This is a genomic window from Streptomyces sp. NBC_01506, assembly GCF_045040295.1.
Classification (GTDB): domain Bacteria; phylum Actinomycetota; class Actinomycetes; order Streptomycetales; family Streptomycetaceae; genus Streptomyces.
Genome location: NZ_CP109422.1, coordinates 417,990 through 442,033 on the forward strand (window position 1 = coordinate 417,990; position 24,044 = coordinate 442,033).

Annotated in this window: 23 protein-coding genes; 1 reads left to right on the forward strand and 22 read right to left on the reverse strand. The window is 71.6% G+C overall.

Features of this window, described 5'->3' with window-relative positions; genetic code table 11:
• Positions 1-101 precede the first annotated feature (101 nt).
• The 3 genes from OG329_RS01820 to OG329_RS01830 are packed head-to-tail and all read right to left on the reverse strand — an operon-like array spanning position 102 to position 1,781.
• Positions 102-722, reverse strand: a complete 621-nt coding sequence (locus OG329_RS01820; RefSeq protein ID WP_405792113.1) for a methylated-DNA--[protein]-cysteine S-methyltransferase — start codon at positions 720-722, stop codon at positions 102-104.
• Positions 719-1,204, reverse strand: coding sequence for an RNA polymerase sigma factor (locus OG329_RS01825; protein ID WP_405792115.1), 486 nt, complete (start codon positions 1,202-1,204; stop codon positions 719-721). The genes OG329_RS01820 and OG329_RS01825 overlap by 4 nt, the downstream gene beginning before the upstream one ends.
• 22 nt (positions 1,205-1,226) lie before the next feature.
• Positions 1,227-1,781 (reverse strand): methylated-DNA--[protein]-cysteine S-methyltransferase, encoded by a 555-nt coding sequence (locus tag OG329_RS01830; RefSeq protein ID WP_405792117.1) that lies wholly within the window; start codon positions 1,779-1,781, stop codon positions 1,227-1,229.
• Between the two features lie 154 nt (positions 1,782-1,935).
• On the opposite strand from OG329_RS01830, the gene OG329_RS01835 reads away from it, so the two are divergent.
• Positions 1,936-2,295: a DUF779 domain-containing protein gene (locus OG329_RS01835; protein WP_405792119.1), complete on the forward strand. Its 360-nt coding sequence runs from the start codon at positions 1,936-1,938 to the stop codon at positions 2,293-2,295.
• Between the two features lie 75 nt (positions 2,296-2,370).
• Here OG329_RS01835 and OG329_RS01840 read toward each other — a convergent pair whose 3' ends face one another.
• The 19 genes from OG329_RS01840 to OG329_RS01930 all read right to left on the reverse strand — a co-directional run bounded on the left by OG329_RS01840 (position 2,371) and on the right by OG329_RS01930 (position 23,997).
• Positions 2,371-2,565 (reverse strand): hypothetical protein, encoded by a 195-nt coding sequence (locus OG329_RS01840; RefSeq protein WP_405792121.1) that lies wholly within the window; start codon positions 2,563-2,565, stop codon positions 2,371-2,373.
• Positions 2,566-2,666: 101 nt separating this feature from the next.
• Complete coding sequence (locus OG329_RS01845; protein ID WP_405792123.1) at positions 2,667-3,524, reverse strand: phosphatidylinositol-specific phospholipase C/glycerophosphodiester phosphodiesterase family protein; 858 nt, start codon at positions 3,522-3,524, stop codon at positions 2,667-2,669.
• Positions 3,525-3,638: 114 nt separating this feature from the next.
• Entirely contained in the window at positions 3,639-4,301 is a 663-nt protein-coding gene (locus OG329_RS01850; RefSeq protein ID WP_405792125.1) for an ABC transporter ATP-binding protein, read from the reverse strand.
• Complete coding sequence (locus OG329_RS01855; RefSeq protein WP_405792126.1) at positions 4,294-5,292, reverse strand: ABC transporter ATP-binding protein; 999 nt, start codon at positions 5,290-5,292, stop codon at positions 4,294-4,296. The genes OG329_RS01850 and OG329_RS01855 overlap by 8 nt, the downstream gene beginning before the upstream one ends.
• A complete protein-coding gene (locus OG329_RS01860) occupies positions 5,289-6,176 on the reverse strand; it encodes an ABC transporter permease (RefSeq protein ID WP_405792128.1) in 888 nt (295 codons plus the stop codon). The genes OG329_RS01855 and OG329_RS01860 overlap by 4 nt, the downstream gene beginning before the upstream one ends.
• Positions 6,169-7,134 (reverse strand): ABC transporter permease, encoded by a 966-nt coding sequence (locus OG329_RS01865; RefSeq protein ID WP_405801609.1) that lies wholly within the window; start codon positions 7,132-7,134, stop codon positions 6,169-6,171. The genes OG329_RS01860 and OG329_RS01865 overlap by 8 nt, the downstream gene beginning before the upstream one ends.
• 23 nt (positions 7,135-7,157) lie before the next feature.
• Positions 7,158-8,756: an ABC transporter substrate-binding protein gene (locus tag OG329_RS01870; RefSeq protein ID WP_405801610.1), complete on the reverse strand. Its 1,599-nt coding sequence runs from the start codon at positions 8,754-8,756 to the stop codon at positions 7,158-7,160.
• Between the two features lie 84 nt (positions 8,757-8,840).
• Complete coding sequence (locus OG329_RS01875) at positions 8,841-10,052, reverse strand: acyl-CoA dehydrogenase family protein (protein WP_405792130.1); 1,212 nt, start codon at positions 10,050-10,052, stop codon at positions 8,841-8,843.
• Positions 10,049-11,245, reverse strand: a complete 1,197-nt coding sequence (locus tag OG329_RS01880; protein WP_405792132.1) for an acyl-CoA dehydrogenase family protein — start codon at positions 11,243-11,245, stop codon at positions 10,049-10,051. Before OG329_RS01880 ends, OG329_RS01875 begins: the two co-directional genes overlap by 4 nt.
• Positions 11,245-12,228, reverse strand: coding sequence for an NADPH:quinone oxidoreductase family protein (locus tag OG329_RS01885; protein ID WP_405792134.1), 984 nt, complete (start codon positions 12,226-12,228; stop codon positions 11,245-11,247). The genes OG329_RS01880 and OG329_RS01885 overlap by 1 nt, the downstream gene beginning before the upstream one ends.
• A 45-nt stretch (positions 12,229-12,273) precedes the next feature.
• Complete coding sequence (locus tag OG329_RS01890) at positions 12,274-13,389, reverse strand: PP2C family protein-serine/threonine phosphatase (RefSeq protein ID WP_405792136.1); 1,116 nt, start codon at positions 13,387-13,389, stop codon at positions 12,274-12,276.
• A 123-nt stretch (positions 13,390-13,512) separates the two neighbouring features.
• Positions 13,513-14,253: a PIG-L deacetylase family protein gene (locus OG329_RS01895; RefSeq protein ID WP_405792138.1), complete on the reverse strand. Its 741-nt coding sequence runs from the start codon at positions 14,251-14,253 to the stop codon at positions 13,513-13,515.
• 45 nt (positions 14,254-14,298) lie between these two features.
• Complete coding sequence (locus OG329_RS01900; protein WP_405792140.1) at positions 14,299-15,597, reverse strand: alpha/beta fold hydrolase; 1,299 nt, start codon at positions 15,595-15,597, stop codon at positions 14,299-14,301.
• A gap of 151 nt (positions 15,598-15,748) precedes the next feature.
• Positions 15,749-16,810 carry a hypothetical protein gene (locus tag OG329_RS01905; protein ID WP_405792142.1) on the reverse strand — a complete coding sequence of 354 codons (1,062 nt, stop codon included), beginning with the start codon at positions 16,808-16,810 and terminating at the stop codon, positions 15,749-15,751.
• A gap of 28 nt (positions 16,811-16,838) precedes the next feature.
• Positions 16,839-18,119 carry a transporter gene (locus tag OG329_RS01910; RefSeq protein WP_405792144.1) on the reverse strand — a complete coding sequence of 427 codons (1,281 nt, stop codon included), beginning with the start codon at positions 18,117-18,119 and terminating at the stop codon, positions 16,839-16,841.
• Between the two features lie 4 nt (positions 18,120-18,123).
• Positions 18,124-18,759 (reverse strand): hypothetical protein, encoded by a 636-nt coding sequence (locus OG329_RS01915; protein WP_405792145.1) that lies wholly within the window; start codon positions 18,757-18,759, stop codon positions 18,124-18,126.
• On the reverse strand, positions 18,756-20,885 hold the full coding sequence (locus OG329_RS01920) for a hydantoinase/oxoprolinase family protein (RefSeq protein WP_405792147.1): 2,130 nt from the start codon (positions 20,883-20,885) through the stop codon (positions 18,756-18,758). The genes OG329_RS01915 and OG329_RS01920 overlap by 4 nt, the downstream gene beginning before the upstream one ends.
• 308 nt (positions 20,886-21,193) lie before the next feature.
• Positions 21,194-22,816: an FAD-dependent oxidoreductase gene (locus tag OG329_RS01925; RefSeq protein ID WP_405792149.1), complete on the reverse strand. Its 1,623-nt coding sequence runs from the start codon at positions 22,814-22,816 to the stop codon at positions 21,194-21,196.
• A gap of 77 nt (positions 22,817-22,893) precedes the next feature.
• Positions 22,894-23,997 (reverse strand): LacI family DNA-binding transcriptional regulator, encoded by a 1,104-nt coding sequence (locus OG329_RS01930; RefSeq protein ID WP_405792151.1) that lies wholly within the window; start codon positions 23,995-23,997, stop codon positions 22,894-22,896.
• Between the last annotated feature and the right edge of the window lie 47 nt (positions 23,998-24,044).

The following is a 24,044-nucleotide window of genomic DNA, read 5'->3' on the forward strand; positions in this document are numbered from 1 at the left end:
GGTCCCTCCCCGTTTTCCCAGTCATGTCATGGCATGTCATGTGCCTGCCATTCTGTGCCGCGGCGGAGTGACGCGTCAGTCCGAAAGACGCCATTCACGGCTCAGGCCGCGGCCTCCAAATCCAGCAGTACGGACTTGGCGGCGGCGCCGCCCGCGTATCCACCGAGCGTTCCGTCGCTGCGCAGCACACGGTGGCAGGGGACGACGACGGGGAGCGGGTTGGTCGCGCAGGCCGTGCCGACCGCGCGGACCGCCTTCGGGTTGCCGACGAGGCGGGCGACCTCGGCGTAGCTCAGCGTGCTCCCGTAGCCGATCTCCGGGAGGTGACGCTGCACCAACTGCCTAAATCCGTGCGAGAGCGACATGTCGAGGGGCAGGTCGAACGTCCTGCGCGCGCCGGCGAAGTACTGGTCGAGTTCGCGGGCCACACCGTCCAGACGCTTGGGGGCGCGCAACACCCGGGGGCTCAGTGCGGCGGCGAGGGAGTCGAGAACCTTGTCGTGGTCCTGGTTGGCGAAGGCCACGCGGACGAGGCCCTTCTCGGTGGAGGCGAGCAAGAGCCGGCCGACGGGGCTGTCCACGACTGTGTACGCGATATCCAGCAGGCCCTCGCGGCTCGCCGCGTCCTCCAGTCCGGTGTGCAGTTGGGCGAGGGTTTCGGGGTCCGTGGACGCACGGGCGAGGAGGGTGTCGAGGTCCGGGCCGGCGGTGATGTCCTTCACGGTGTCGCTCCTTTCAGCTCCGAGAGGGTGGTTCTGAGTGACTTGATACCGTCCGACGCGGCGCGCCGCGCCGCCTCCGGGGTGCCGCCGACGATCTCCGCGACCTCCCGGTTGGGCAGTCCGGCGAAGTGGTGGTACGCCACCGCCTGCCGCTGCTTCTCGGGCAGCGCCCCGACCGCCCGCCACAGGTCGTGGTCGGTTTCGCCGGGCAGTCCGACGGCCGAAGGCCGCTCGGGCAGCTCCGCGACGGGGACCGCGCGCCGCTGGCCGGCGCGCGTGACGTCGATGGCCTTGCGGTGCGCGATGGTCACCAGCCACGCCTCCACATTGGCGTCGTCCGGCAGATCCGGGTAGGCGCGCATCGCCGCGAGGAACGTCTCCGACCAGGCGTCGTCGGCGTCGTGGACGCCGACCACCGCCCGGCACACGCGGAGCACGGTGTCCGCGTGTTCCTCGACCACCCGCTCGAAAGGCTTCTTCATGTCCATCATTCTGTAGCCGCGTTCAGAACAGCCTGGTTTCCTTCACGGCCTGCGGCTCCTCGATCTCCAGCAGCCGCTGCTTGCGCCCCAGTCCGCCGGCGAAGCCGGTGAGCTTCCCGTTGCTGCCGACCACCCGGTGGCAGGCCACGATGACGGAGATCGGGTTGTGGCCGACCGCCTGGCCCACCGACTGCGCGAGTGCCTTGTTCCCGAGCCGTTCGGCGAGTTCGCCGTACGTGGTGGTCTCGCCGAACGGGATCTCCCGGAGCATCGCCCAGACCCGCTCCTGGAACGCGTCCCCGTTCGTCCGTGTCGGCAGGTCGAACGCGGTCCGGTCGCCGGCGAGGTATTCGCCGAGCTGGGTCGCGGCCCGGGTGATCAGGGTGTCCTCGTGGACGTCGACGCGTCTGCCCAGGCTCGCCCCGGGCGGCATGTACCAGTGGTGCGGGAAGTACAGACCGGTGATCGCGTCGCCCGACGCCACCACGGTCAGCCCGCCGAGCGATGTCTCGACCACGGCGTGACGAGTGCCCGCACCCGCACCCGCACTCGTATCCCTGTCCGTGTAGATGTCCATGGTCCCGGCCTCCTCCTCGTACCGCCTTAGCCTTCAGTACGTAGACGCGCGGGAGCCGTGGAACGTGAGGTCACGCCGCGCGCAACCTGCATGCAACGTCGGGTGCGGTTGACTGGCGAGAACGAGAACGGGGTACCCGAGAACGGGGCGGACGATGAGCGAAGCGGAGACCGCGCGCGTGGAGGTGACGCCCGCCGCGGCCGATCTGATCCGGCGGCTGCGGGCGGACCACGGGCCGCTGATGTTCCACCAGTCGGGCGGCTGCTGCGACGGCAGCGCGCCGATGTGCTACCCGGACGGCGAGTTCCGTACGGGGAACTCGGACGTTTTGCTCCAGTCCCTGGAGGTCGAGGGCGTCGTGGAGCCGGTGCCGTTCTGGATGTCGGTGAGCCAGTACGAGGCGTGGCGGCACACCCGGCTGATCGTGGATGTCGTGGAGGGGCGCGGCAGCGGCTTCTCGCTGGAGGCGCCGGAGGGGGTGCGGTTCCTGATCCGCTCCCGGCTGATCACCTGAGTCACCGGCCGGCCTCGCCCTCGGGCGGAGGGCGGCCGACGGATGGCGGATGGCGGATGACGTACGGCCTACGGCCTACGGCTGGAGGCTGCTCACCACATTCGCCGTGGAGTTGATCCCGTCCTGGATCGTCGGCGCCATGCTCGTGCCCGCGAGGAAGAACCCGAGCAGCATGCAGACGATCGCGTGCCCCAGCTTGAGTCCGCCGTTGCGCACGAAGATCACGGTCAGAAGCACCAGTAGCAGGACCAGTGAGATCGAAATGGCCATCGCCAACCTCCTCCGCCGCGCCGGAATTGCGGCATTCAGCCGTCAGTCTGGCGGAGCGGAGGAGCTGTTCGGGCAACTGGCGTGTAGGCCGTACGGGTTGACTACCGGCCGTTCTCGACGAGGAAGCGCTCCAGCCCGGCGAGGTCGTCGGTGTTGATGTGGTCGACACCCGCGTCCAGCAGCTCGGTCCAGACGGCGTCGCGCGCGGGACCGGCCAGATCGGGGGTCGCCCAGAACCGGACCCGCTGGCCCCGCCGGTGGGCGGTGCTGACGATGCGCTTCAGCTCGGTGCGCTCGGCGGCGGGAAACGCGCCGACTCCCAGCCAGGTGAAGCTCGTTGTCCAGTTGCTGCTGATGAGCGGGACGAACGAGGCGCGCGCCGCGCTGCCCAGGTCTTCGAGCCGGCCGTCGTAGAAGGCGTGGCGCACCCGCTGCGCCTCCATCGGGACGCGGGCGGCGCGGTCGCCGGAGATGACCGGGGTGACGGCCCCGTACAGTACGTCGCCGTTGGTGTAGGTACTCAACATCGAGCGGTAGGAGCGCAGTTGGCGGTGCAGCTCCAGATAGGCGGCGGCGCCGTCCGTCTTGATGTCGATGAGCAGTTGCACCGGCCGGTGGTGGCCCCGGTACACCGCGCCGCCGTTGGCCCTGACGCGGGCGCGCAGCGGGTCGAGATAGAGCGAGCGGAGCGTACGCGTGGGGTCGAGCGTCGCGGGCTCGTGGGCGACCAGCAACTCGCCGTCGACCAGGAAGATATCGGCCTCCACGCTGGTGAAGCGGTGCGAAAGCGCGTCGTGGAGGGGCCGCTCGTGCAGATAGTCGTTGTGCGCGTGGGCACGGCGCAGCGGCTCGGGGCCGCCGCCGCGCTCCGTCGCCTGCGCGTACGCCGGGACGGCGACTGCTCCGGCGAACGCGGCGGCGATGGTGGTCACCGCTCTGCGTCGGGTGGTGAGGGCCATGATGCCTCCGAGGTGGGTGGGACGGACGACTCGCCGAGTATCCGCCGCCACCGGCCCCAAGGGGCAGGGTCCTACCGAGAGTTCGACCACCCGACAACTGCGATTCAGACAGATTCAGGCGGCGTCGGCGATCTCCGGCCAGCGGACCGTACGGTCGCACCAGCGCTCCAGCAGCACCCGGTCGTGGCCGACCGCCAGCAGCCCGGCGCCCTGGGCGCGCCGGTACTCCTCGACCACCGTGACCAGCGCGGCCGTGGTCGACGCGTCGAGCATCGCGGTCATCTCGTCGCAGACCAGCCAGCGCGGGCGCAGCACCAGCGCGCGTGCCAGACAGGCGCGTTGGAGCTGGCCGTCGCTGACCTCGTGCGGTCTGCGGCCGAGCAGATCGTCGCTGAGCCCGACCGTTGTCGCCAACTCCGCCACCCGGTCGGCCACTTCGTCCCGGCGGCCGTTGGCGCGCAGGGGTTCGGCGATCAGATCGCGCAGCCGGAGCCGGGGGTCGGCCGACAGCCGGGGCTGCTGGAAGACCACCCCGATCGCGGTGCGCTGTGCCTTCGGCGCGCGGTGGCGCCAGTTGGTGACGCGTTCGCCGTCGAGGGTGACCGTGCCCGCGTCGGGCCGGTGGAGCAGGGCGGCGACCCGGGCGAGGGTGGACTTGCCGCAGCCGCTGGGTCCCAGGAGCCCGACCGACTCTCCGGGGGCGACGGTGACGGACGCGCCCGTGAACACGGGGGTGCCGCGCTCGTATCCGGCGGTGATACCGAGGAGTTCAAGCATCGACGCGCTCCTCGGCGTGGTGGCAGGCGACGGACGAACCGTGACCGGGTGCCAGGGCGGGCAGGGTCGCGCAGATGTCGGTGGCCCGGGTGCAGCGGGCGGCGAAGGCGCAGCCGTCGGGGAGGTCGCCCAGTTCGGGCGGCATGCCGGGGATGGCGGTGAACGCCCGCTCGGGCAGCGCGTCGAGCAGACCGCGCGCGTAGGGGTGGCGGGGGCCGTCACCGCCGAAAAAGCGTGCCGCGGGGCTGAGTTCGACGATCCGGCCGGCGTACATGACGGCGACGCGGTCGGCGATCCGCTCGGCCGCCGCCAGATCGTGGGTGATCATCAGCAGGGCGCGGCCGTCGTCGGTGTGGCGTCGCAGTTCGTCGGCCGTACGGTCCACCAGCTCGCGGTCCAGTCCGGTGGTCGGCTCGTCGGCCAGCAGCAGCGGGGCGTCCCCGACGAGCGCGAGGGCGGTCGCGGCGCGCTGTGCGAGGCCGCCGGAGAGTTCGTGCGGATAGCGGTCGAGATGGTCGGCGGGGAAGGCCGCCCGCTCGGCCGCGGCCCCGGCGGCCTTGGTGAGCGCCGACCCACGCAGGCCCGTCAACTCACGCAGGACCTCCCTGAGTTGGGAGCGTACCGTGCGTACGGGGGTGAGGTGTGCGGCCGGGCTCTGCGGTACGAGGCCGATGCGCCGGCCGCGTACCGTACGGGCCATGGTCCGTTCGTCGGCGGCGAGCAGGTCCACGGGGTCGGCGCTGCCGCCCAGCAGGGCGGATCCGGTGGTCTGCGCGTTGCCCGGCAGCAGTCCGAGCAGCGCGGAGGCGAGGACGGACTTGCCGCAGCCGCTCTCGCCGACGAGCGCCAGACACTCCCCGGCGGCGAGGTCGAAGGTGGCGTCGGTGACGGCCGCGATGTGCCGGCCGCCGCGCATCCGGAACCGGACGCCGAGGCCGCGTACCGACAGCAGGGGGGACTCGGCCGGGGTACGGGGCTCAGGTGTGGTCACAACATCAGCTCCGATCGGCGGCGTGGATTGATCCGTTCCCGCCACACCCCGGCGAGCCCGGCGATGGCGAGGGTCGGGACGATCAGGAACAGCCCGGGGAACAGCGTCGGCCACCAGTCGCCCGCGAGCAGCGAACCGCGCGCCGTCTGCACCAGATTGCCGAGGCTCGCCTGGTGGCTGGGCAGACCGAGGCCGAGGAAGGAGAGCGCCGACTCGTGCCACATGGCGTGGGGCACCATCAGTACGGCGGCGAGCCCCGCCTGCGGCAGGACCCCCGGCAGCAGATGGCGCACCGTGACGCGCCACCGCGAGGAGCCGCCGGAGACGGCGGCGTCCACGTACGGTCGCGAGCGCAGCGACAGGACCTCGGAGCGGACGATCCGGGCGGTGGAGAGCCAGTGCGTCAGGGCCACGGACACGATCACCGGCCACACGCCGGGGCGGAACATCGCGACGATGAAGATGCCGAGCAGCAGGTGCGGCACCGACGAGAAGGTGTCGACGAGGCGCATCACGACGCGGTCGGTCCAGCCGCCGAAGGCCGCGGCGGCGGCGCCCACGGCCGTGCCGATGACGGTGGCCACGAGGGCGGCGACCAGTCCGACGAGGAGGGAGACGCGGAGCCCGTACACACAGCGCAGGAGCAGATCGCGGCCGACGTCGTCGGTGCCGAACGGGTGGGCTAGGGACGGCGGTTGGAGTTTGAGCGCGAGGTCGACGGCCTGTTCGTCGAGCTGGACGACGGGCGGCACGACCAGGACGGCGAGGGCCACCGCGGCGACGATGACGGCCGAGGTGACCGCCCGTACGGTACGGGTCGAGCGGCGGCTGCGTCCGCGTGAGCGCCACAGCGGTGCGGGCAGGGATTTCGTGGTGTCAGCCATCGAAGCCCACCCTCGGGTCGGCGAGTCCGTACAGCAGGTCGGAGAGCAGATTGCCGATGAGCACGGCGGCCGTGGCCAGCACGGTGAGCGCCGCGAGCAGCGGGAAGTCCACGGAGGTCGCGGCCTCGACGGTGGCCGCCGCGATACCCGGCCAACTGAAGACGGTCTCGATGAGGAGCGCGCCCGTGATGAGTTCGGGGACGCGGGAGCCGATGAGCGTGAGCATCGGCAGCATGCCGGAGCGCCAGGCGTGGCCGAGCAGCACGGTGCGCTCGCTCAGTCCGCGCGCGCGCGCCCCGCGTACGGGGTCCTCCTCCAGTGCGTCGGCGACCCCTTGCCGTACGTAGAGGTAGAACCACGGCATCTGTGAGACACCGAGCACGGCCGCGGGCAGCACCAGATGCGAGGCGACCTGGCCGAAGGTGACGGTGTCGCTCCCCGCGTCGGTGAGCCCGCCGGCCGGCAGGACGCCGAGCCGCAGGGCGAAGAACCAGATGGCGAGCAGCCCGAGCCAGAACGCGGGCGCCGCCTCCAGGGTGTACGCGGCCGAGCTGACGCAGCGGTCCAGCCAACCGCCGGGGCGCCGGGCGGCGGCCACACCGAGCGCGGTGCCGAGCAGGATCGCGACGAGGAAGGCGGTGGTGGCCAGGAGCACGGACCAGCCGAGGCGTTCGGTGATCACGTCGGCGACCGGTCTGCGCATGACGCTGGAGTCGCCGAGATCTCCGGTGACGGCGGAGGTCAGCCACTGCCACCAGCGTGCGGCGAGGGGCTGGTCGACGCCGAGGTTGGCGCGCAGTTGGTCGAGGGTTTCCTGCGAGGCGGTGAGACCGGCGGTGCCGGCGTACGCCTTGACGGGGTCGAACGGTGAGGCGGCGGCGACGGCGAAGACACCGAAGGTGACGGCCAGCAGGACGGGGGCGGCGAACAGCAGCCGCCGCCCCGTCATCCGGGCCATCGCCCCCCACGGGAGGCGTCGGTTCACGGCGTACGGGCCCACTTCTCGACGTTCCACCACGGGCCGGACGCGAGGCCGTGGTCGTGCGGTTCGACCTGGGTGGTGAGCGTGCCCCAGGTGTCGTTCACGACGTAGATGTGGTCGATGTGGGTGAGGAAGGTGTAGCCGGGGTCCTTCGCCAGCTCGCGCTGGACGGTGTCGTACGCGGCCTTGCGGGCAGGCTTGTCACCGCTCTCGCGACCGGTGTCGAGGGCCTTGTCCACGGCCGGATTGTCGTACCAGGCCATGTTGTTGAAGCCGTCGCCCGCGAGGCCGGAGTTCAGGAGGCTGAACTGGTCGAAGTCCGGGTCGCCGGGGGCGCCGCCGCCGGCCAGGACCGCGTCCGTCTTCATGCGCGGCTCGATGACCTCCCAGGTGCCGGCCTGGGTCTTGATGTCGATGCCGGCCTTCTTGGCGTCGGAGGCGTAGGCGAGTGCGTGGTCCTGGCGGAGCTTGTCGCCGGTCAGATACCAGAGCGGGAAGCTCGCGCGTACGCCGTCCTTCGTACGGACGCCGTCGTCGCCGGCCTGCCAGCCCGCCTCGTCCAGGATCCGCTTCGCCTCGGCGAGATCGTGCGGGCGCTCGGTGCCCTTGGTGAACCATTCGCTGTCGGTGGGGACCGGTCCGTAGGCGGGCTTGCCCGCGCCGTCGAGGATCTTGTCGACCATGGTGTCGCGGTCGACGGCGACGTCGAGCGCGCGGCGTACGGCGTTGTCGCCCGCGACCTTGTTGTGGGTCGGGAGGGTGACGGTGCGGTAGTCGTACGACGTGGCGGCGTAGGTCCGCTTGCCCTTGTCGTTTTTGAAGCCCTCGGCGAGGTTGGGCGGCAGTATCGCGCCGTCGAGTTCTCCGGCGCGCAGCCGGGTGGCGCGGACGTCGTCGTCCTTGATGATCGCCATGGTGAACTGCTTCACCTTGGGCTCGCCGCCCCAGTACTCCGGATTGGCCTTGAAGCTGATCTTCTCGCCCTTGGACCAGTTGGTGAGGAGATACGGCCCCGTGCCGACCGGCTTGGTGGTGAACGGGCCGGAGTTGACGTCCTGCTTGCCCGCCAGATGCTCCGGCGCGATGGGGAGCACGGTGCGCTGGGCGAAGGGCGCGTAGGGGTATTTCAGGGTGAAGACGACGGTGTCCTCGCCCTTGGCCGTGACGTCCTTGATGGCCGCCAGCTCGGTCTTGGACGGGTTGTTGGTCTTCGCGTCGAGGATGGTGCGGTAGGTGAAGACGACGTCCGCCGCGGTGAAGGACTTGCCGTCGCTGAACTTCACGTCGTCGCGCAGTCGGTAGGTGTAGGTCGTGCCGTCCGCGCCGACCTCGGGCAGGGCGGAGGCCAGGGCGGGCTTGAGGTTCATGTCGCCGTCGACCGCGAGCAGTCCGTCGAACAGCTTGGAGTTGCCGTCCTTGCCGTAGCCGAGCAGCGGGCTGAGGCTGTCCGGCTCGTAGGCGATCCCGACGACGGCGGACTCCTGGTCCCCGCCGTCGGGTCCGGAGCCGCTGTCCGGGTTCGAGCAGGCCACGGCGGTGAAGGCGAGCGAACCGGCCAGCGCCGCCGCGGCCGTGCCGCGTATCGAACGGGCGGTCATGGATTCCACACCCCTACTGAAGATCAAACGTTATTGCGAACGACTCGCAATTAAACAGTATGTAAAGGGGGGCTTGTCCAGGTGTTATGCCGGCGATCGACGGCCGGGCGCGGGCAGGGCGGTCAGGGACGCGACCCTTTCGCGATGCGATCCGGTCGAACCCAGCGCGATCTCATCGGACTTGGCCCGCTTGAGATACAGATGCGCGGGGTGCTCCCAGGTCATACCGACGCCGCCGTGGAGCTGGACACACTCCTCGGCGGCGTGGACGGCGACCTTGCCGCAGTAGGCCTGGGCGACCGCCACGGCGAGTGGTGCGTCCCGGCTGCCGGTGGCCAGCGCGTCGGCGGCGTTGCGGGCGGCGGCGCGGGCCGACACGACTTCCAGCCACAGGTGTGCCATCCGGTGCTTGAGCGCCTGGAACGAGCCGATGGACCGGTTGAACTGGTGCCGTTCGCGGGTGTGCCGCACGGTCTCCTCCAAGCACCTTTCGGCGAGCCCGAGTTGTTCGGAGGCGAGCAGTCCCGCGCCGGCCAGCAGTCCATGGCGTACGGCGGCCTCGGCTCCGCCGGGGCCGGGGCCGGGGCTCGCGTCGGCGAGCCGCGTTCCGGCGGCGAGGGCGGCGGCGTCCACGGTGACGGTGGCGAGCGGACGCGTGAGGTCGAGCGGGGTCTGCGCCCGGACGGTGACGCCGGGCGCCGCCGTCTCGACCGCGTACAGCCCGTCGTCGGCCAGGACGAGCAGGACGTCGGCGATCGTGGCGTCGGCCACGGCCCTGATCGCGCCGCCCGCGCCTGCGGTGACCGTGGGGAGCGGGCCGTCCGGGCCGGTGGAGAGCGGGAGGGCGAGCACGGCGACCGTACGGCCTCCGGCCAGCGCGCGGAGCACTTCCGCGACGGCGGGGACGGTCTCGCCGCCCGCGCCGCCCGCGCTCAAGGCGAGCAGCGTCTGCGTCGCGATCACGGAACTGGTCAGATACGGCGCCGGCGTGACCGCCCGCCCCAACTCCTCCAGCACCACGGCCGCTTCGCGGTGACTCGCGCCCTGGCCGCCGAGCGCTTCCGGTACGAGGAGCCCGGCCGCGCCGATCCCGGCGGCGAGCGAGGTCCAGAGCGCGGTGTCGTAGGGCGCGCCGGATTCGGCGCGGGCGAGTGCGGCGGGGAGGTCACCGCGGTCGGTGAGCAGGGACCGTACGGCGGCGCGCAGGTCGACCTCCACCTCGGAGTACAGCAGGTCGGTCCCGGTGTCCACGTCTCTGGTGGCAGCGTCCCCGGTGTCCACGTCCCCGGTGCTCATCGGGCGAGGTCCTTCCATGCGACGTCCTTGTCGTCGCGCGGCTCGGCGGGCAGACCGAGGACGCGTTCGGCGACGATGTTGAGCAGTACCTCGCTCGTACCGCCCTCGATGGAGTTGCCCTTCGAGCGCAGATAGCGGTATCCGGCCTCGCGGCCGGTGAAGTCGACGAGTTCGGGGCGTCGCATCGTCCAGTCGTCGTACAACAGGCCCTCGTCGCCGAGTAGTTCGACCTCGAGTCCGCTGATCTCCTGGTTGAGCCGGGCGAAGGACAGCTTCAGGCCCGAGCCTTCGGGTCCCGGCCGGCCCAAGGCGAGCTGCTGGCGCAGGCGTTCACCGGTCAACCGCGCGACTTCCGCCTCCACCCAGAGCGTGAGGAGACGCTGGTACAGATCGTGCGTGCGCAGTTCGGGGCGTTCGCGCCAGGTCCGGGAGACCGGGCCGATCATGCCGCCCTCGCGCGGGAGACGGGCGCCGCCGATCGAGACGCGCTCGTTCATGAGGGTGGTCCGCGCGACCTTCCAGCCGTCGCCGACCGGGCCGAGCCGGTGGGAGTCGGGGATGCGGACGTCGGTGAGGAAGACCTCGTTGAACTCGGCCTCGCCGGTTATCTGGCGCAGCGGCCGGACATCGACTCCGGGGTCGGTCATGTCGCAGATGAAGTAGCTGATGCCCTGGTGCTTGGGGAGCGTGGGGTCGGTGCGCGCTATGAGGATGGCCCAGCGCGCGAGATGCGCGCTGGAGGTCCATACCTTCTGCCCGTTGACGATCCAGTCGCCGCCGACGTCCCCATCCAGTACGGCGCGGGTCGCGAGCGCGGCGAGGTCGGACCCGGCGCCCGGCTCGCTGAAAAGCTGGCACCAGACTTCGTCGCCGACCCACAGGGGCCGCAGGAAGCGGCGCTTCTGCTCCTCGGTGCCGTACGCCAGGATCGTGGGCGCGGCCATGCCCAGGCCGATGCCGATACGGCGCGGGTCGTTGTCGGGGGCGCCCGCCGCCGCGAGTTCGGCGTCGACGACCGACTGGAGGGAGCGCGGGGCGTCGAGTCCGCCGAGACCGGCCGGGAAGTGCACCCAGGCGAGTCCGGCGTCGAAGCGCGCCTTCAGGAAGTCGGTCGGTTCCGTGCCGGCCGGCGGGTGCGCGGCGAGCAAGTCCTCGGTAAGGCGGCGCAGTTCGGCCGCGTCCGTCCCGGTCATCAGGCGCTCGCCCCCGCTGCCGGGGACAGGGCGGGGATCACGACCAGTCGGCCGGTGGTGCTTCCGTCGGCGACCCGCTGGACGGCCGACGCGGCGTCCGCCATCGGCAGTCGTTCGCTGATGAGCGGCTTGACGACGCCCTTGGCGGCGAGTTCCGTCAGCTCCTGGTGGCAGCGCAGGATCGCCGCGGGGTCCTTCTGGTTGTACAGACCCCAGTGCAGACCGACGATCGAGTAGTTCTTCACCAGCGCGTGGTTGAGTGCGGGCGCCGGGATGGTGCCGCTCGCGAAGCCGATGACGAGGATGCGGCCCTCGAAGGCCACGCACTTGGTGGACTTGGTGTACGCGTCGCCGCCGACCGGGTCGTAGACGACATCCGCGCCGTGCCCGCCGGTGAGGTCCTTCACGGCGGTCACGATGTCTTCGGTGCGCCGGTCGATGACGTGGTCGCAGCCCAACTCCCGTGCCACACGCGCCTTCTCGGGCCCGCCGGCCACGCCGATGACGGTGGCGCCGGCGGCCTTGCCGAGCTGGACGGCCGCGCTGCCGACGCCTCCGGCGGCGGCGTGGACGAGCAGCGTCTCGCCCGACTGGAGGCGCGCCCTGCGGTGCAGTGCGAACCAGCCGGTCTGGTAGCCGATGTGCAGGGCCGCCGCCTCGGCGTCGTCGAGCGCGTCGGGCGCGGGGAGCACCGCGGACTCGTCGGCGACGACGTACTCGGCGAGTCCGCCGTTCGGCAGCGCCGGGGTGGCGATGACGCGCCGCCCGTCGCCCGTCTCGCCGCAGACCTCGACGCCGGGTGTGAAGGGCAGCGGTGGGCGGACCTGGTACTGGCCCCGGCAGAGCAGGGCGTCGGGGAAGTTGATGTCCGCCGCGAGGACCTTCAGCAGGAGTTGACCGTCACCCGGTACCGGCCGGTCCACCTCGTCCAGTCGCATCACCTCGCTCGGCTCGCCGTTCCGGTGCACTCGCCATGCCTGCATTCGGGGGCCTCCACAGATGAGGGTGGGTACACACGTGTTCGCATACTAAGCGGTCGCTTGCCCTCTGGGAACAGCCCCGTCCGCGCCGTCGCGTGCCACGGCGACCACCGCCATGTCGTCGTTGCGCCGGCCCTTCGTCCACCGGCGGACCGACGAGAACAGGGCCCCGATCAGCCGCTCCGGATCCCCGTCCGGGACCGGCTTCAGCTCGCTGGTGGGGTCGTAGAAGGCCCCTGCCGCGTTCCGTGCCTCCGTGACCCCGTCCGTGACGCAGAGCAGGGTGGCGCCGGCGGGGAAGTCGTACGAGTGGGACCCGCCGGTGCCGGGCGCGAGGTTCCGCATCCCCAGCGGCGGAGTCGCCTCGCCGGTGTCCAGCAGCCGCACTTCGCCGTCCCGTACGAGATACGGAGCGGGATGACCGCAGCTCAGCAGCCGTACGGGGGTACCGCGCCGGTCGATCTCGACCAGGAGTGCGGTGGCGAAGGCCTCGGCGGCGTCGATGCCGAACGGGTCGGCGTACTGCTCGGCGGAGCGCGCCACGGCACGGTCGAGCCGTTCCGCGAGCCCCACCAGGTCGGCCTCGGACTCGGCGCGCTCGCGAAACGCGCCCACGATGACGGAGACGGCGGAGACCGCGCCGAGACCCTTGCCGCGCACGTCGGCGATGAGCAGCCGCAGGCCGAAGGGCGTCTCCTCCACGGCGTAGAGGTCACCGCCGATCCGGGCGGCGGCCTCCGCCGCTTGGTAGCGGCAGGCGACGGTCATCGGGCCGATGATCTTGGGCAGCGGTGGCAGCACGGCCCGCTGCAACTCCTCGGCGGTGGATCTGACCACGGAGAACTTCGCACTCTGGCTGTCGAGCATGCGCCGGACGGCCAGCGCGAGAGCCGAGGCGATCACGATTTCCAGAACCTGCACACCCGCCGACGCGAAGCCGTGGTGAGCCTCGGCCGCGGAGATGCCGGTGAGCCCGAGGCCGACGGCCACGATCAGCAGGGTGTAGCGGAACGTGCCGCTGATGGCCGCCGCCATGGCGGCGACGGCGATGAGCGCGGCGCCGCTGACGATCTTGGGAGTCACCAGTTCGAGGCCGATGGAACCGACGAGCAGCACCGGGGGCAGCCAGGGGTACTGCTGAAGGCGCGAATGCCCCTCGTCCATGCCACCGGTCCTTCTCCGCCGAGCCCGTCTCTCCATCCGGTAACCACACCACGCGAGCAATGCGGTCACCATGCTACGAAACCGTCAAAACAAGACAAAAAAGATAGCGCGCGGGAAACCGGGTCAGCGGCCGAAGACCTCGAAGGGCACAGCGGGCCGGCCGCCGAAGCGTGCCGCCGTCTGCTGCGCGTGGTCCGTGAGGAACGAGCGGCAGTACGCCTCGGGGTCCTCGTCCGTCAGCACCTCGATATAGCTGCGGTGTTCGAGCAGGGACTGTACGGAGCGCTCCAGCCCGGCCGTCGCGTCGACGGCGTGTGTCGGAGTGGTGGTCCCCGCGACGGCCACCCAGCGCACCCCGTCCCACGGCTGGAGCCCCTGCTCCGCCAGCTCCGGGAAGATCCACCGGTTTCCCGCGTCACCGGCGGCGTCGAGCGTGGCGCGCCCGACGGCTCGGTGGTCCGGAGTGTTCCAGGCCCTGCCGCCCCAGGTGTCGCGGTGGTTGAGGGTGATGACAAGCTCGGGGCGGTAGCGGCGGATCGCCGCCGCGATGTCACGGCGCAGCGCGATCCCCTCCTCGATCACACCGTCCTGGTGATCCAGGAAGACCACCTCGGACACGCCGACGACGGCCGCGCTCGCCCGCTGCTCCCGCTCGCGCAGCGGGGCGGCGGTGGCGGGGTCGATCGTGTCGATCCCCGCCTCGCCCCGGGTCGCGAGCAGATAGGTGACCTCACGGCCCTCGTCGGTCCAGGCCGCGACGGCGGCCGAGCAGCCGTACTCCAGGTCGTCGGGGTGCGCGACCACGGCGAGGGCGCGCCGCCAGTCGGCGGGCATGGGTTCGAGCTGCTGCGTCGAGTCAGTCATGTCCGCAGGTTAGACACCTGACGCCCGCCTTCGCACGGCTTGTTGTCAGATCTCGCCGCGTACCAGTGCCAGCAGCCGGTCGACCACGCGTGGGCCCGACGCCCGGACGCCGTCGTGCTCGTACTCGTCGGTGACCCAGGTGCGCAGTCCCCGGACGGCGCGTGCCGTCTCGAGCGCGTGGGCGGTGTCGACGTACATGTCGTCGTGGTAGACGGCGGCGGCGACCGGGACCTCGTTGGCCGCCAGGCGGTCGCGGTCGTACAGCGCGGGCCAGTCCTTGCGGGCGGCGAGCAGTTCCGCGGTCTCGCGCAGCGGGCGCAGCGCCGGGTCGGCGGTGAAGTGCCAGGGGTGGATGGTCTCGCCGGTGAACAGGAGCGGGGTGTCGCCGGCCAGGGTCCGCGCCGCGTCGAACTGGGGGAACTCCGCGCGTACCCGCTCGGCCGACCAGGCGGTGGGCCGGTCGTCCTGGGCGTAGATCGCCTCGTGGACGAGCGCGTACAGCGGGTGCCCGGCGAACGAGAGCTGGGCGGCGACGCTCTCCTGGAAGGTGTCGGACAGTTCGTGGCCGCCAGGGGTGCGCACGAAGGCGTTCTCCAGCAGGTGGTGCAGATGGTGGGTGCCGTCGCCGACGCCGAGCAGGATGCCCAGGGACTGGAACGCCTCCGGCGTCAGGAGGTAGCCGTTCGGCAGGACCGGGTGGTGCTCGGCGATGTGGCCGACGATCCGGCGGGCCTGTTCGACGTCCTGCGGATAGCGGGCGTAGTGCGCGGCGACCTTGCGTTCGATACGCGGGTAGGCGGCGCGGTAGACGTCGTCGGGCCCGCCGTCGAGCGTGGGCAGACCGCCGGTGATCAGTACGGCGCGCAGGCCCTCGGGCGCGGCGGAGAGATAGCGGACGGCGCAGAAGCCGCCGAAGCTCTGCCCGAGGACGGTCCACGGGTCGCCGCCGGTGAGCCGGTGCCTGATGGCCTCGCAGTCGCGCACGATGTTGTCGGACCTGAAGTGGGCGAGATGGTCGGCCTGTTGGCGGGCGTCACCGCGCGCCGGGAGCGTCTGGCGGTTGGCGGGCGTGGACAGGCCGGTGCCGCGCTGGTCGAGATGCAGGACCCGGTAGTCCTCCAGGGCGCGCCCGAGCCATGCCTGCCGGCCGATGAATCGGCGTGCCCCGAAGCCGGGGCCGCCCTCCAGATAGACGAGCCACGGCAGGTCGGCGTCCGCCTTGGCGGTGGCCACGGCCTCGCGCCCGTACAGCTCGATGCGCTCCCCCGAGGGGTCGGCGTGGTCGAGCGGGACCGAGAAGTGGTGGTCGGTGAGGGTGACTCCGGGCTGACGGTAGCTGGTCAAAGGGGCTCCTGTTGCGAGCGGTGGGCACGGTCTACCCGGACGGTACGACAGCCCCCGACACCCTGTCGTACGCGGCCACCCCCGCGATGGCCTGTTCCCGGTCGCCGGACGGGGCCGCGTCTTACGCGCCCCCGTCCGGCGACGGATCGGATCAGCCGCGAGCCACCGCGATCGAGCCCTGGAGGCGTTCGCCCGCCTCGTAGACCATGTACGGCACCCCGTTGTCGGTCCCGAAGCTCGGCGAGGCGCTGCGCCCGTTGTCGGGCGCGCTGTTGGCCGAGTCGTAGAACAGACCGAGGTGATCGCGGCGGCTGAAGTCGTTGCCGACCTCGGTGATCAGCAGATTGCCGCCGTTCTCCTTGCTGGTGTTGTAGACGACGTACGTGCTGCCGTTCCGGCTCAGCAGGTGCGGGCCGCCGATGTTGTTCGCGCCGACATCGGAATGGCGCACGAGCGGCGTCTGGTCGAAGGTCCAGTTGCGGCCGTCGCTCGACCAACCCCAGGCGATGTCACGGTGGTTGGACTGGTTGTTGAGCATGAAAAGCATCACGTAGTGCGCGCCGCGCGAGGGCAGTTCGTGCGCGAAGACCCGTGCGTACGACGTCTCGGTGCTGCCTGCGGGCAGCATCGCGGTGGTGAGCACCACCTTGTCGTACGTGAAGGTGATGCCGTCCTTGGACCGGGCGAGGCGCGTCGTGCCGTTCTCGCCGTGGAAGTAGAGCCACAGCTCCTTGAGGTCCGCCCGCCACAGGACGTGGGGCGAGGCGACGTGGCTGACGCTGTAGTGCGGCTGCCAGTTGTTGGAGACGATCGGGTTCGCGGTGTACTCGGTGAACGGCCCTTCCAGCGAGTCGCCGTAGGCCAGGCAGATACCGCCGGGCGCGTCGTGCGGCCCGTAGTAGAGGTAGTAACGGCCCAGCGGGTTGGCCAGCTTGTCGTAGACGCCCCGGACGCACGGGAAGATGATCTCGCCGGTGGGGTTGTACTTGAGCTGAGAGGGCGTCAGGAGGGTCTTCAGGTACTTGTAGTTCGGGAATCCGCCGGGCGCCGCTGCCGCCTCCGGAGCGGCGGCCGACGCGGCGGTGGCGCTGCCCGCCGTCGCGCCGGTGGCCAGGACGCCGGACGCCACCGCGGCGGTCGCGGCGGCGCCGCGCAGGAAGATGCGCCGGCCGGGGTTGCGCGGCTGCTCATGGGTGTCGTGGTGCTGTGTCATGTCGTTCTCCGTCCGAGGAGTTGAGAGATCACAGATAGGTGGCGGCGGTGACGCAGAATCCGCCGAGCGCGACGGCCCACACGTACGGCAGGGTCCGCAGCATCACCTGCTGCGGTGTGACCCCCGCGTACTGCGCGCTCCATACGGTCTGGGTGCTGGTCGGGTCCGACACACCGAAGACCTGGTTGTACGAGGTGGCCAGACCCAGCACCGCGACGGCCGGGTAGATGCCGGCGGCGATCAGGACACCGGCGATGCCCGCGCCGAGGCCGAAGACGTTCAGCGGCCCGCGATAGAGGCACAGCGGTACGAGCAGGGTGAAGACGGCGACGAACAGCACCGGGTTCTGTGGGCTGACCGCCTTGATCAACGGCTCCAGCGCCTCCACCGCGCCGGGCAGTTTCACCGCGGCGAGCAGGATGCCGATGGCGATGAACAGCACGATCGGCGCCGCCGCGATCTCGAAGGCGCCGTACAGGGTGCGCAGCAGCCGCTTGTTCATCTCGCCCGGCCGGGTGGTGGTGGCCAGCGCGTACAGGACACCGGCCAGCATCGACGGCAGGATCGGGATCTCGAAGCCGAGGGCGAGGATCAGCGGTACGAGCGGGGTGAGCAGCGCGTACCACGGGGCGTCGCCGAGCTGCTTGCGGCGTGAAGTGGGCTTCGCGGAGGCGGACTTGAGCGACCACGCGTGTTCGACGCCGCGCCGCCGGGTCTCGATGAGGACGAACAGGATCGCGGCGGCCAGCGCGAACGGGAACAGCTTGATCATGAAGCCGCGCACGGTGTCGACGGGCAGTTCGAGCGCGGTGGAGAAGAACTGCCAGATGGGCAGCTCGAACGGCATACCGGCCGCGATGCCCATCAGGATCGTGCCGGCGGCGGTGACCTTGGGGATACCGACGGCGATCATGGCGGGGATGCCGACGATGCCGGCGAGCATCGCGGCGGGCGCCGAGCCCGTGACCGTACCGACGACGGTGGAGACGCCGAGGACGCCGAGGGCGACCACGACGGGGCGGTCGCCGCCGAACTCCACGATCTTGCGGACGAGGGTGCCGGCGATACCGGTCTCGTCCAGGAGCTTGCCGAGCCAGGAGCCCAGCAGGATCGCGATCATCGTGGCGGCGAGGGCCGGCGCGCCCTCCTGGATGACCGTGTCCAGGACGCTGTTCTCGCCGGTCAGCGGGGCATCCGCGAGGAAGGCGATGACGACGGCCAGGATGACCAGGGCGAAGGCGGTGGGGAGTCTGCGGGTGAGCATCGCGGCGACACCGGCCGCCATGACGAGAAGGATGACGACGCCCATGGCGTTACTTCTTTCTTCCGTGCGACGACGTGTGCGAGGAGCCGTGCCGCGCCTCGGCGGCGGTGGCCAGGGCGGCCGTCAGCAGGAGCGGGCTGCGGCCGAGTCCGCAGACGGTGCGGGCGTAGGCGTGGGCGGCGATCTCGTCGGCGCCCGCGACATGCCCGTACAGCCGGTGGCGTCCCGCGCGCAGTACGACGTGGTTCAGGGACCGCTTGAGAGCGGTCTTCGCCGGTCCGTGATGAAGCTGTTCGTGTACGGCCTCGTGGGCGATCGCCGCCGCCCGCAGCGACCCGGCGGGATACCAGTGGCGCCAGTCGAGCCGGGCCGTCAGTTCCTCGGCGAGGGCGAGGGTGTCGGTGAACAGTTCGACGGTCGGTACGGGCCGGGAGGTGTAGCGGGCGAGGAGGCCCTTCTCCAGGCCGTCACCGCTCTCCACGACGCGGGCCGTGCACGTCACGGGGGCGAGCGTGGCGCCGAACTCGTCGGCGGTACGCGCCCATCGGCGCAGCAGGGCCGGGTCGCGGCCCTCGTGCGTGGGGGTGTTCGCGAGCAGCCGGACGCCGAACTCGATGTCGTCGGTCGCTTCGAGCGTTCGCATCGCCGCGAGCGCGGTGCGGTCGAGGAGGGCGGCGGCGCTCATGAGCGCACCTCCAGCACGGCGACGACCGGTTCGTCGGCGGCGCGGGCGCGCAGTTCGCTGCGGGCCAGTGCCAGCAGCGGCTGCGGGTCGAGTACGCCGGAGAGGTCGGCGATCCGGGAGCCGAGCAGGAGCCGCAGGGCCGGGGCGCGGACGCCGCCGTCGCCGTACGACGTGGCCTCCTTCACCAGAGCGGCGAGGACTTCGGGCGCGCGGCCGACAGTGGTGGTCTCGACGCGGGCGTCCGGCGCGTGGAGCCGTACGACCCCGTCGGCGTCCACGACCCGCACCGGGTGGCGGTCCGCGCGGAACCGGCGGTGCACGTCGGTGCCGTACACGGTGTGCGCGGGCGTGCCGGCGAGCACGCGCACCGACGCCGGGTCGGTCTTGAGGCTGTCGGCGGCGGCGCGCAGCCGGTCGGCGTCGTCGGCCCGGTGGGCGCGGTCCTGCGTGCGCAGCTCGGTGGCGCCGGTCGCGACGGCCCGCACGGTGCTGGTCTGCGGGTCGACGGTTATCTCCACCTCGACGCCGTCGGCGGCGGCGCCCTGGGCGACGACGGCGGCCTCTGCCTCGGCGCGTACGGCGAGGATCTGTTCCTGTCCGGCGCCGGGGATGATGCGTTCGACCTGCTCGCGGATGAGGGCGAGCGCGACGCCGATGGGGCTGATGACCTCGTTGTGGCGGGCGATCCTGCCCTCCTGGCCGGTGACGGCCGCCAGGTGCGGGGTGACGGAGGCCGCGCCTCCGCCGCCGCCGACGAGCACGGCGGTGTCCTTGTCGAGGCGGTAGTCGCGGATCATCCCGTCGACCACGGTCTTCACCTGGTCGGTGCCGGCGTCCAGGACGCGGGCCGCCGCCGTGGCGACGTCCGTGCCGAGCGTGGCGGCCAGGGGCGCGATCGCGGCCTTCGCCACCGCCGGGTCGCAGTGCGCGAAGTCCCCTTCGGGGACCCGGCCCAGCGCGTTGGCCGCGCACGTCATGGTGATCGCGAAGCGTCCGCCGGCGGCGTCGAGCACCGCGTAGTCGGCGGGGTCGTCGTCCATCGGCCGGATCGTGGTGACCTTCGCGTCCCGCAGATCGTCCAGGGTCGCGTAACAGGCGTACGGCAGCCCGGCGATGTGCGCGCTGCGCGGTCCGGCGCCGGTGACCTTGCCGCCGCCGATACGGACCATGGAGCCGCCGCCGACACCGACGGTCCTGACGTCGAGCGCCGACAGATACGACGTCTTGCCGAGGATGGTGGCGTGCCGGACGGCGACCTTGCCGCGCCGTACGACGCTGATGTCGGTGGACGTACCGCCGGTCTCCAGGAACAGGCCCTCGCTGACGCGCTCCTGCATGAGCGCGCCGGCGACCCCGGCCGCCGGTCCGGACAGCACGGTGAGCAGCGGCCTGCGCCGCATCTCGTCCAGCGACATCACTCCCCCGTCGCAGCGCATCACCATCAGCGGCGCGCTCACGCCCGCCTTGGTGATGGAGGCGTCGACGAGGTCGGCGGTGGCGAGCATGCGGGGCAGGATCGCGGCGTTCACGACGGCGGTGCGGGTGCGTTTGTGGAGCCCGTACAGCGAGGTGATGTCGTGCGCGGCGGTCGTCGGCAGTCCGCGCTCCTTGGCCACGGCGACGACCGTGTCCTCGCCCTCGGGGCGGTCGACGCTGAACGGCTGGCTGGCGACGACGACTTGGGCGCCCTCCTGGACGACGGCGGCGACGGCGGCGCGTACGGCGGGCGCGTCGTTCGGGTCGGCGACATGGGCGTAGGCGAGCGGAAGCCGCTTGCCGGGGGTGAGTTCGAGCCTGCGGAAGGCGGCGAGTCTGCGGGTGAATCCGGCGCTCGGACCGGCGCCGACGCCGATCAGTCCGACGGTGGCGACGTCGCCCTCCAGCAGGGCGTTGGTAGCCTGAGTGGTGCCGTGGGCCAGGAAGGCCACGTCCTTCGGGGCGTGTCCGGTCTGCTCCAGCAGGCGGTCGAGAGCTTCGACGATGCCGTGGGCGACGCCGTCCTCGTGGTGGTGGCTGGTGGGGACCTTGACCTGTCCCAGCAGTCGCAGGGTCGTGGCGTCTACGGCCACGGCGTCGGTGAAGGTTCCGCCCACGTCGATGCCGACGCGGATGCGGTGGGTGTTCATGGCTTGGGCACCTCCTTGTGCACAGTTGGTACGGCGTGGGCGGTAGGGCCTGTCGTGTGGATCAGGCCGGATCAGGGAGCGGGGTCTGGTGCGTGCGATCGCAAGGCGGAGGAGGGAGACAACGCGGAGCGTTGGCGACCGACGACAACGGAGGGGGTACCTCCCGTGCCCCCTCGGGGGCTACGGGGGAGAGCGTGCGTGCCAGGGACCGCGAGCCCGGCAAGATCCGCACGACAGGCCCTGAGCCGGGCGGGGCAGGTGGAGCTGCTTTCCGCCCGGCCGCTTCGCCCCGGTGTTGCCGGGTGTCGTCAGTAGCCGCGTACGTCGGGCCAGTGGCGCTGCACTCCTTCGCGGTCGAGCAGCCGGGCGAATCGGTCGAACCGCTTGTCCTCGGCCTGGACCTGGTGCGGTTCGACGCCCTCGGCGACACAGTGCGCGGCCAGTGCGCCCGCGACCTCGCCGATGTTCCATTCCACCGGGTGGAGCCGGTAGCAGCCGTTGGTGATGTGGGTGGTGCCGATGTTCTTCCCGGCGGGCAGCAGATTGCGGACGCGGCGCGGGATCAGCGCGCCGAGCGGGATCTCGAAGGGCACCGAGCCGATGTCGATGTAGTTGTCGCCGCCGGTGGAGGGGTGCAGGTCGATGCGGTAGTTGCCGACGCCCACGGAGTCCCGGTAGCGGGTGCCGCCGTAGGGGCCGACGATGTCGATCGCGACGTCGTGCTCGGTGACGGTGGTGACCGCCTTGATGCGGCGCGACTCGCGTACGTACGGCGCCTTGGCGAGCCCGTCCGGTGTGCCGGTGACATCGGGGCGCGGGCGCAGTCCGGGGAATCCCTGGCCACCGTCGGCGCGCGGCGCCTCGGTCTGGAGCCAGTACAGGACGGAGAGCGACAACTGGCGGGCCTCGGCGAGCGCGGCGGCCGACGTCTCCTCGCCGGCGCCGATCAGGGGCTTCAACCAGTAGTCGTTCAGGGGCCAGTTGACGAGGGTGATGTCGGAGTCGAAAGCGCCGGGCCGGTGCAGCTTGCGCGCCAGGATACGGCGGAAGCCGAACAGCTCCTTGTCGCCCGCGTCGGCGGACTGGTCGGCGGTGACGTCCAGCGGGTCGAGTTCCGGGTTGGGGACGAAGGTGCGCGGTACGGCCTCAAGGGTGCGGGGGTCCGGCGCGAGGAAACCGAGCAGCGGGCCCGGCCAGAAGTCGGGCTGGTAGGCGCGCCAGAAGTCGTAGTCGGCCGGCCGGTCGATGGTGTGGTCCTCGCCCTCGTGGTGGGAGAGCGCGAAACACACGGTGATGCCCTGCTGGTTGAGGGGCTGCGCCTCGTCGGGGGCGTGCGGTTCGTCGTACTCGCTCCGCGCCTCCGCGCCGATCGCGTGCTCGACCCCGGCGAGTTCGAGCAGTTCACCGGTCTCGGTGGCGTCGATGACGTAACGGGCGCTGATCGTACGGCGGTTGTCGGGGTCGCCGTTGCGCAGGTCGGTGAGGGTGACGGAGCGTACGGTGTCGTCGTCGCCCGTCTCGGCGGCGACCGGGCGGTGTTCGGTCAGGAGCGTGAGCCGGCCCGACGAGCGGTGCGGCGCGAGCATCGCCTCCAGGACGGCGAGGGCGACGCGCGGCTCGTGGCAGAGCTTGCTGACGCGGCCCGCGCCCGGGTTGAGATCGGTGAGGGCCAGCGCCTCGGAGCGCAGCGGGTACCACTGGCGGTAGTGGTCCCTGATGGACTCGCGCAAGGTGCGGTACGAGGCGGTGGTGCCGAACTGCTCGACCCACGGGTGTTCGTCCGGCGGGACGGCCTGGGAGGTGAGCTGGCCGCCGATCCAGTCCGTCTCCTCGGTGAGGACGACGGTGCGTCCGGCCCGGCAGGCGGCGAGGGCGGCGGCCACGCCGCCGAGCCCGGAGCCCACGATGAGGATGTCGGGTGCGGATGTCACGGGTCTCCTTGAAGTGCTGTGTGTGCGTCGGTGCTTGGTGCGATGGGCGATGGGCGATGGGCGATGGGCGGTAGGGGTCAGGGGTGGAGGGCCGGTGGTGGGCCGGCCGTGGTGCCGGGTCGGAAGGCGCAGGCCACGAGCGGTTCCGTGGCCTGCTCCCCCGCCACCAGCGCGGCGAGCATCCGCACGGCGGCGGCGCCCAACTGCGGGCGGGGGATGTCGAATCCGGTGGGTGTCGGCCCGTCCGACAGATCCGGCGGCGGGCTGCCGAGCAGTGCGAGCGAGGCGTCGCGCGGGCAGTCGATGCCGACGAAGTGCGCGGCGCCGTGCAGCGCGCGCCAGGCGTCACCGGTGTCGGTCTCCTCGGCGACGAACGCGGTGACGCCGTCGTCGAGCCAGCCGCGCAGCCGCTCGGCGGTCAGGTCGTGCTCCGGGTCGGCGGAGCGGAAGACGGCGTCCGGGCCGCCGGGCAGCCCCGTCTCCTCAAGTCCCTTGAGGAAGCCGTGTTCACGGTCGGTGGACGCGGGCGCCTCGTCGTCCTCGCGTACGAGCACGATGCGCCGGTGGCCGAGCGCGGCGAGGTGGGCGACGACCTCCCGGCTGGCGCTGACGTAGTCGGCGCCGACCCACGCCAGGCCCTCCAGTTCGTCCCTGCGGCCGAGATGGACCACGGGGAAGCCGTCGGCGACCAGGCGCAGAAGTTCGTCGGCGGGCGCGTGGCGGCCGAGGAACAGGCAGCCGTCGGCGAGCCGTACCCGATTGAGGGCGTGCGGTCCGGCGGCCCCCGCGCCGCCCGTGCTGGAGCCGGTGAACAGCACCAGGTCGTAACCGCGTGCCGCCGCTTCCCGCTCCACGCCGACGAGGAACGGGTAGTACGAGTGCTGCACGTCGGTCGGGAAGGTGGACGTGAAGCTGAAGACGCCGAGCAGATTGTTGCGGGCGGCGGCCAGCCGGCTGGCGGCCGGATCGGGGACGTACCCGAGGATGCGTACCGCGTCGAGCACCTTGCGCCGGGTCTCCTCGGAGATCGTGGCGCCCTGCTTCCGCGCCCCGAGCACCAGCGAGACCGTGGCCTGCGAGACCCCGGCGAGCCGGGCGACCTCGGCCTGGCGGGGCCGGGACGTGCGGCCCGTGGGTGCGGGGGTCCGGCCCGGCCGGGCCCGCTTCCTGGGTTCCTCCACCGTGTTCCTCCGGATCGTTAATGCGTATTAGTAATGCGCATTAACGA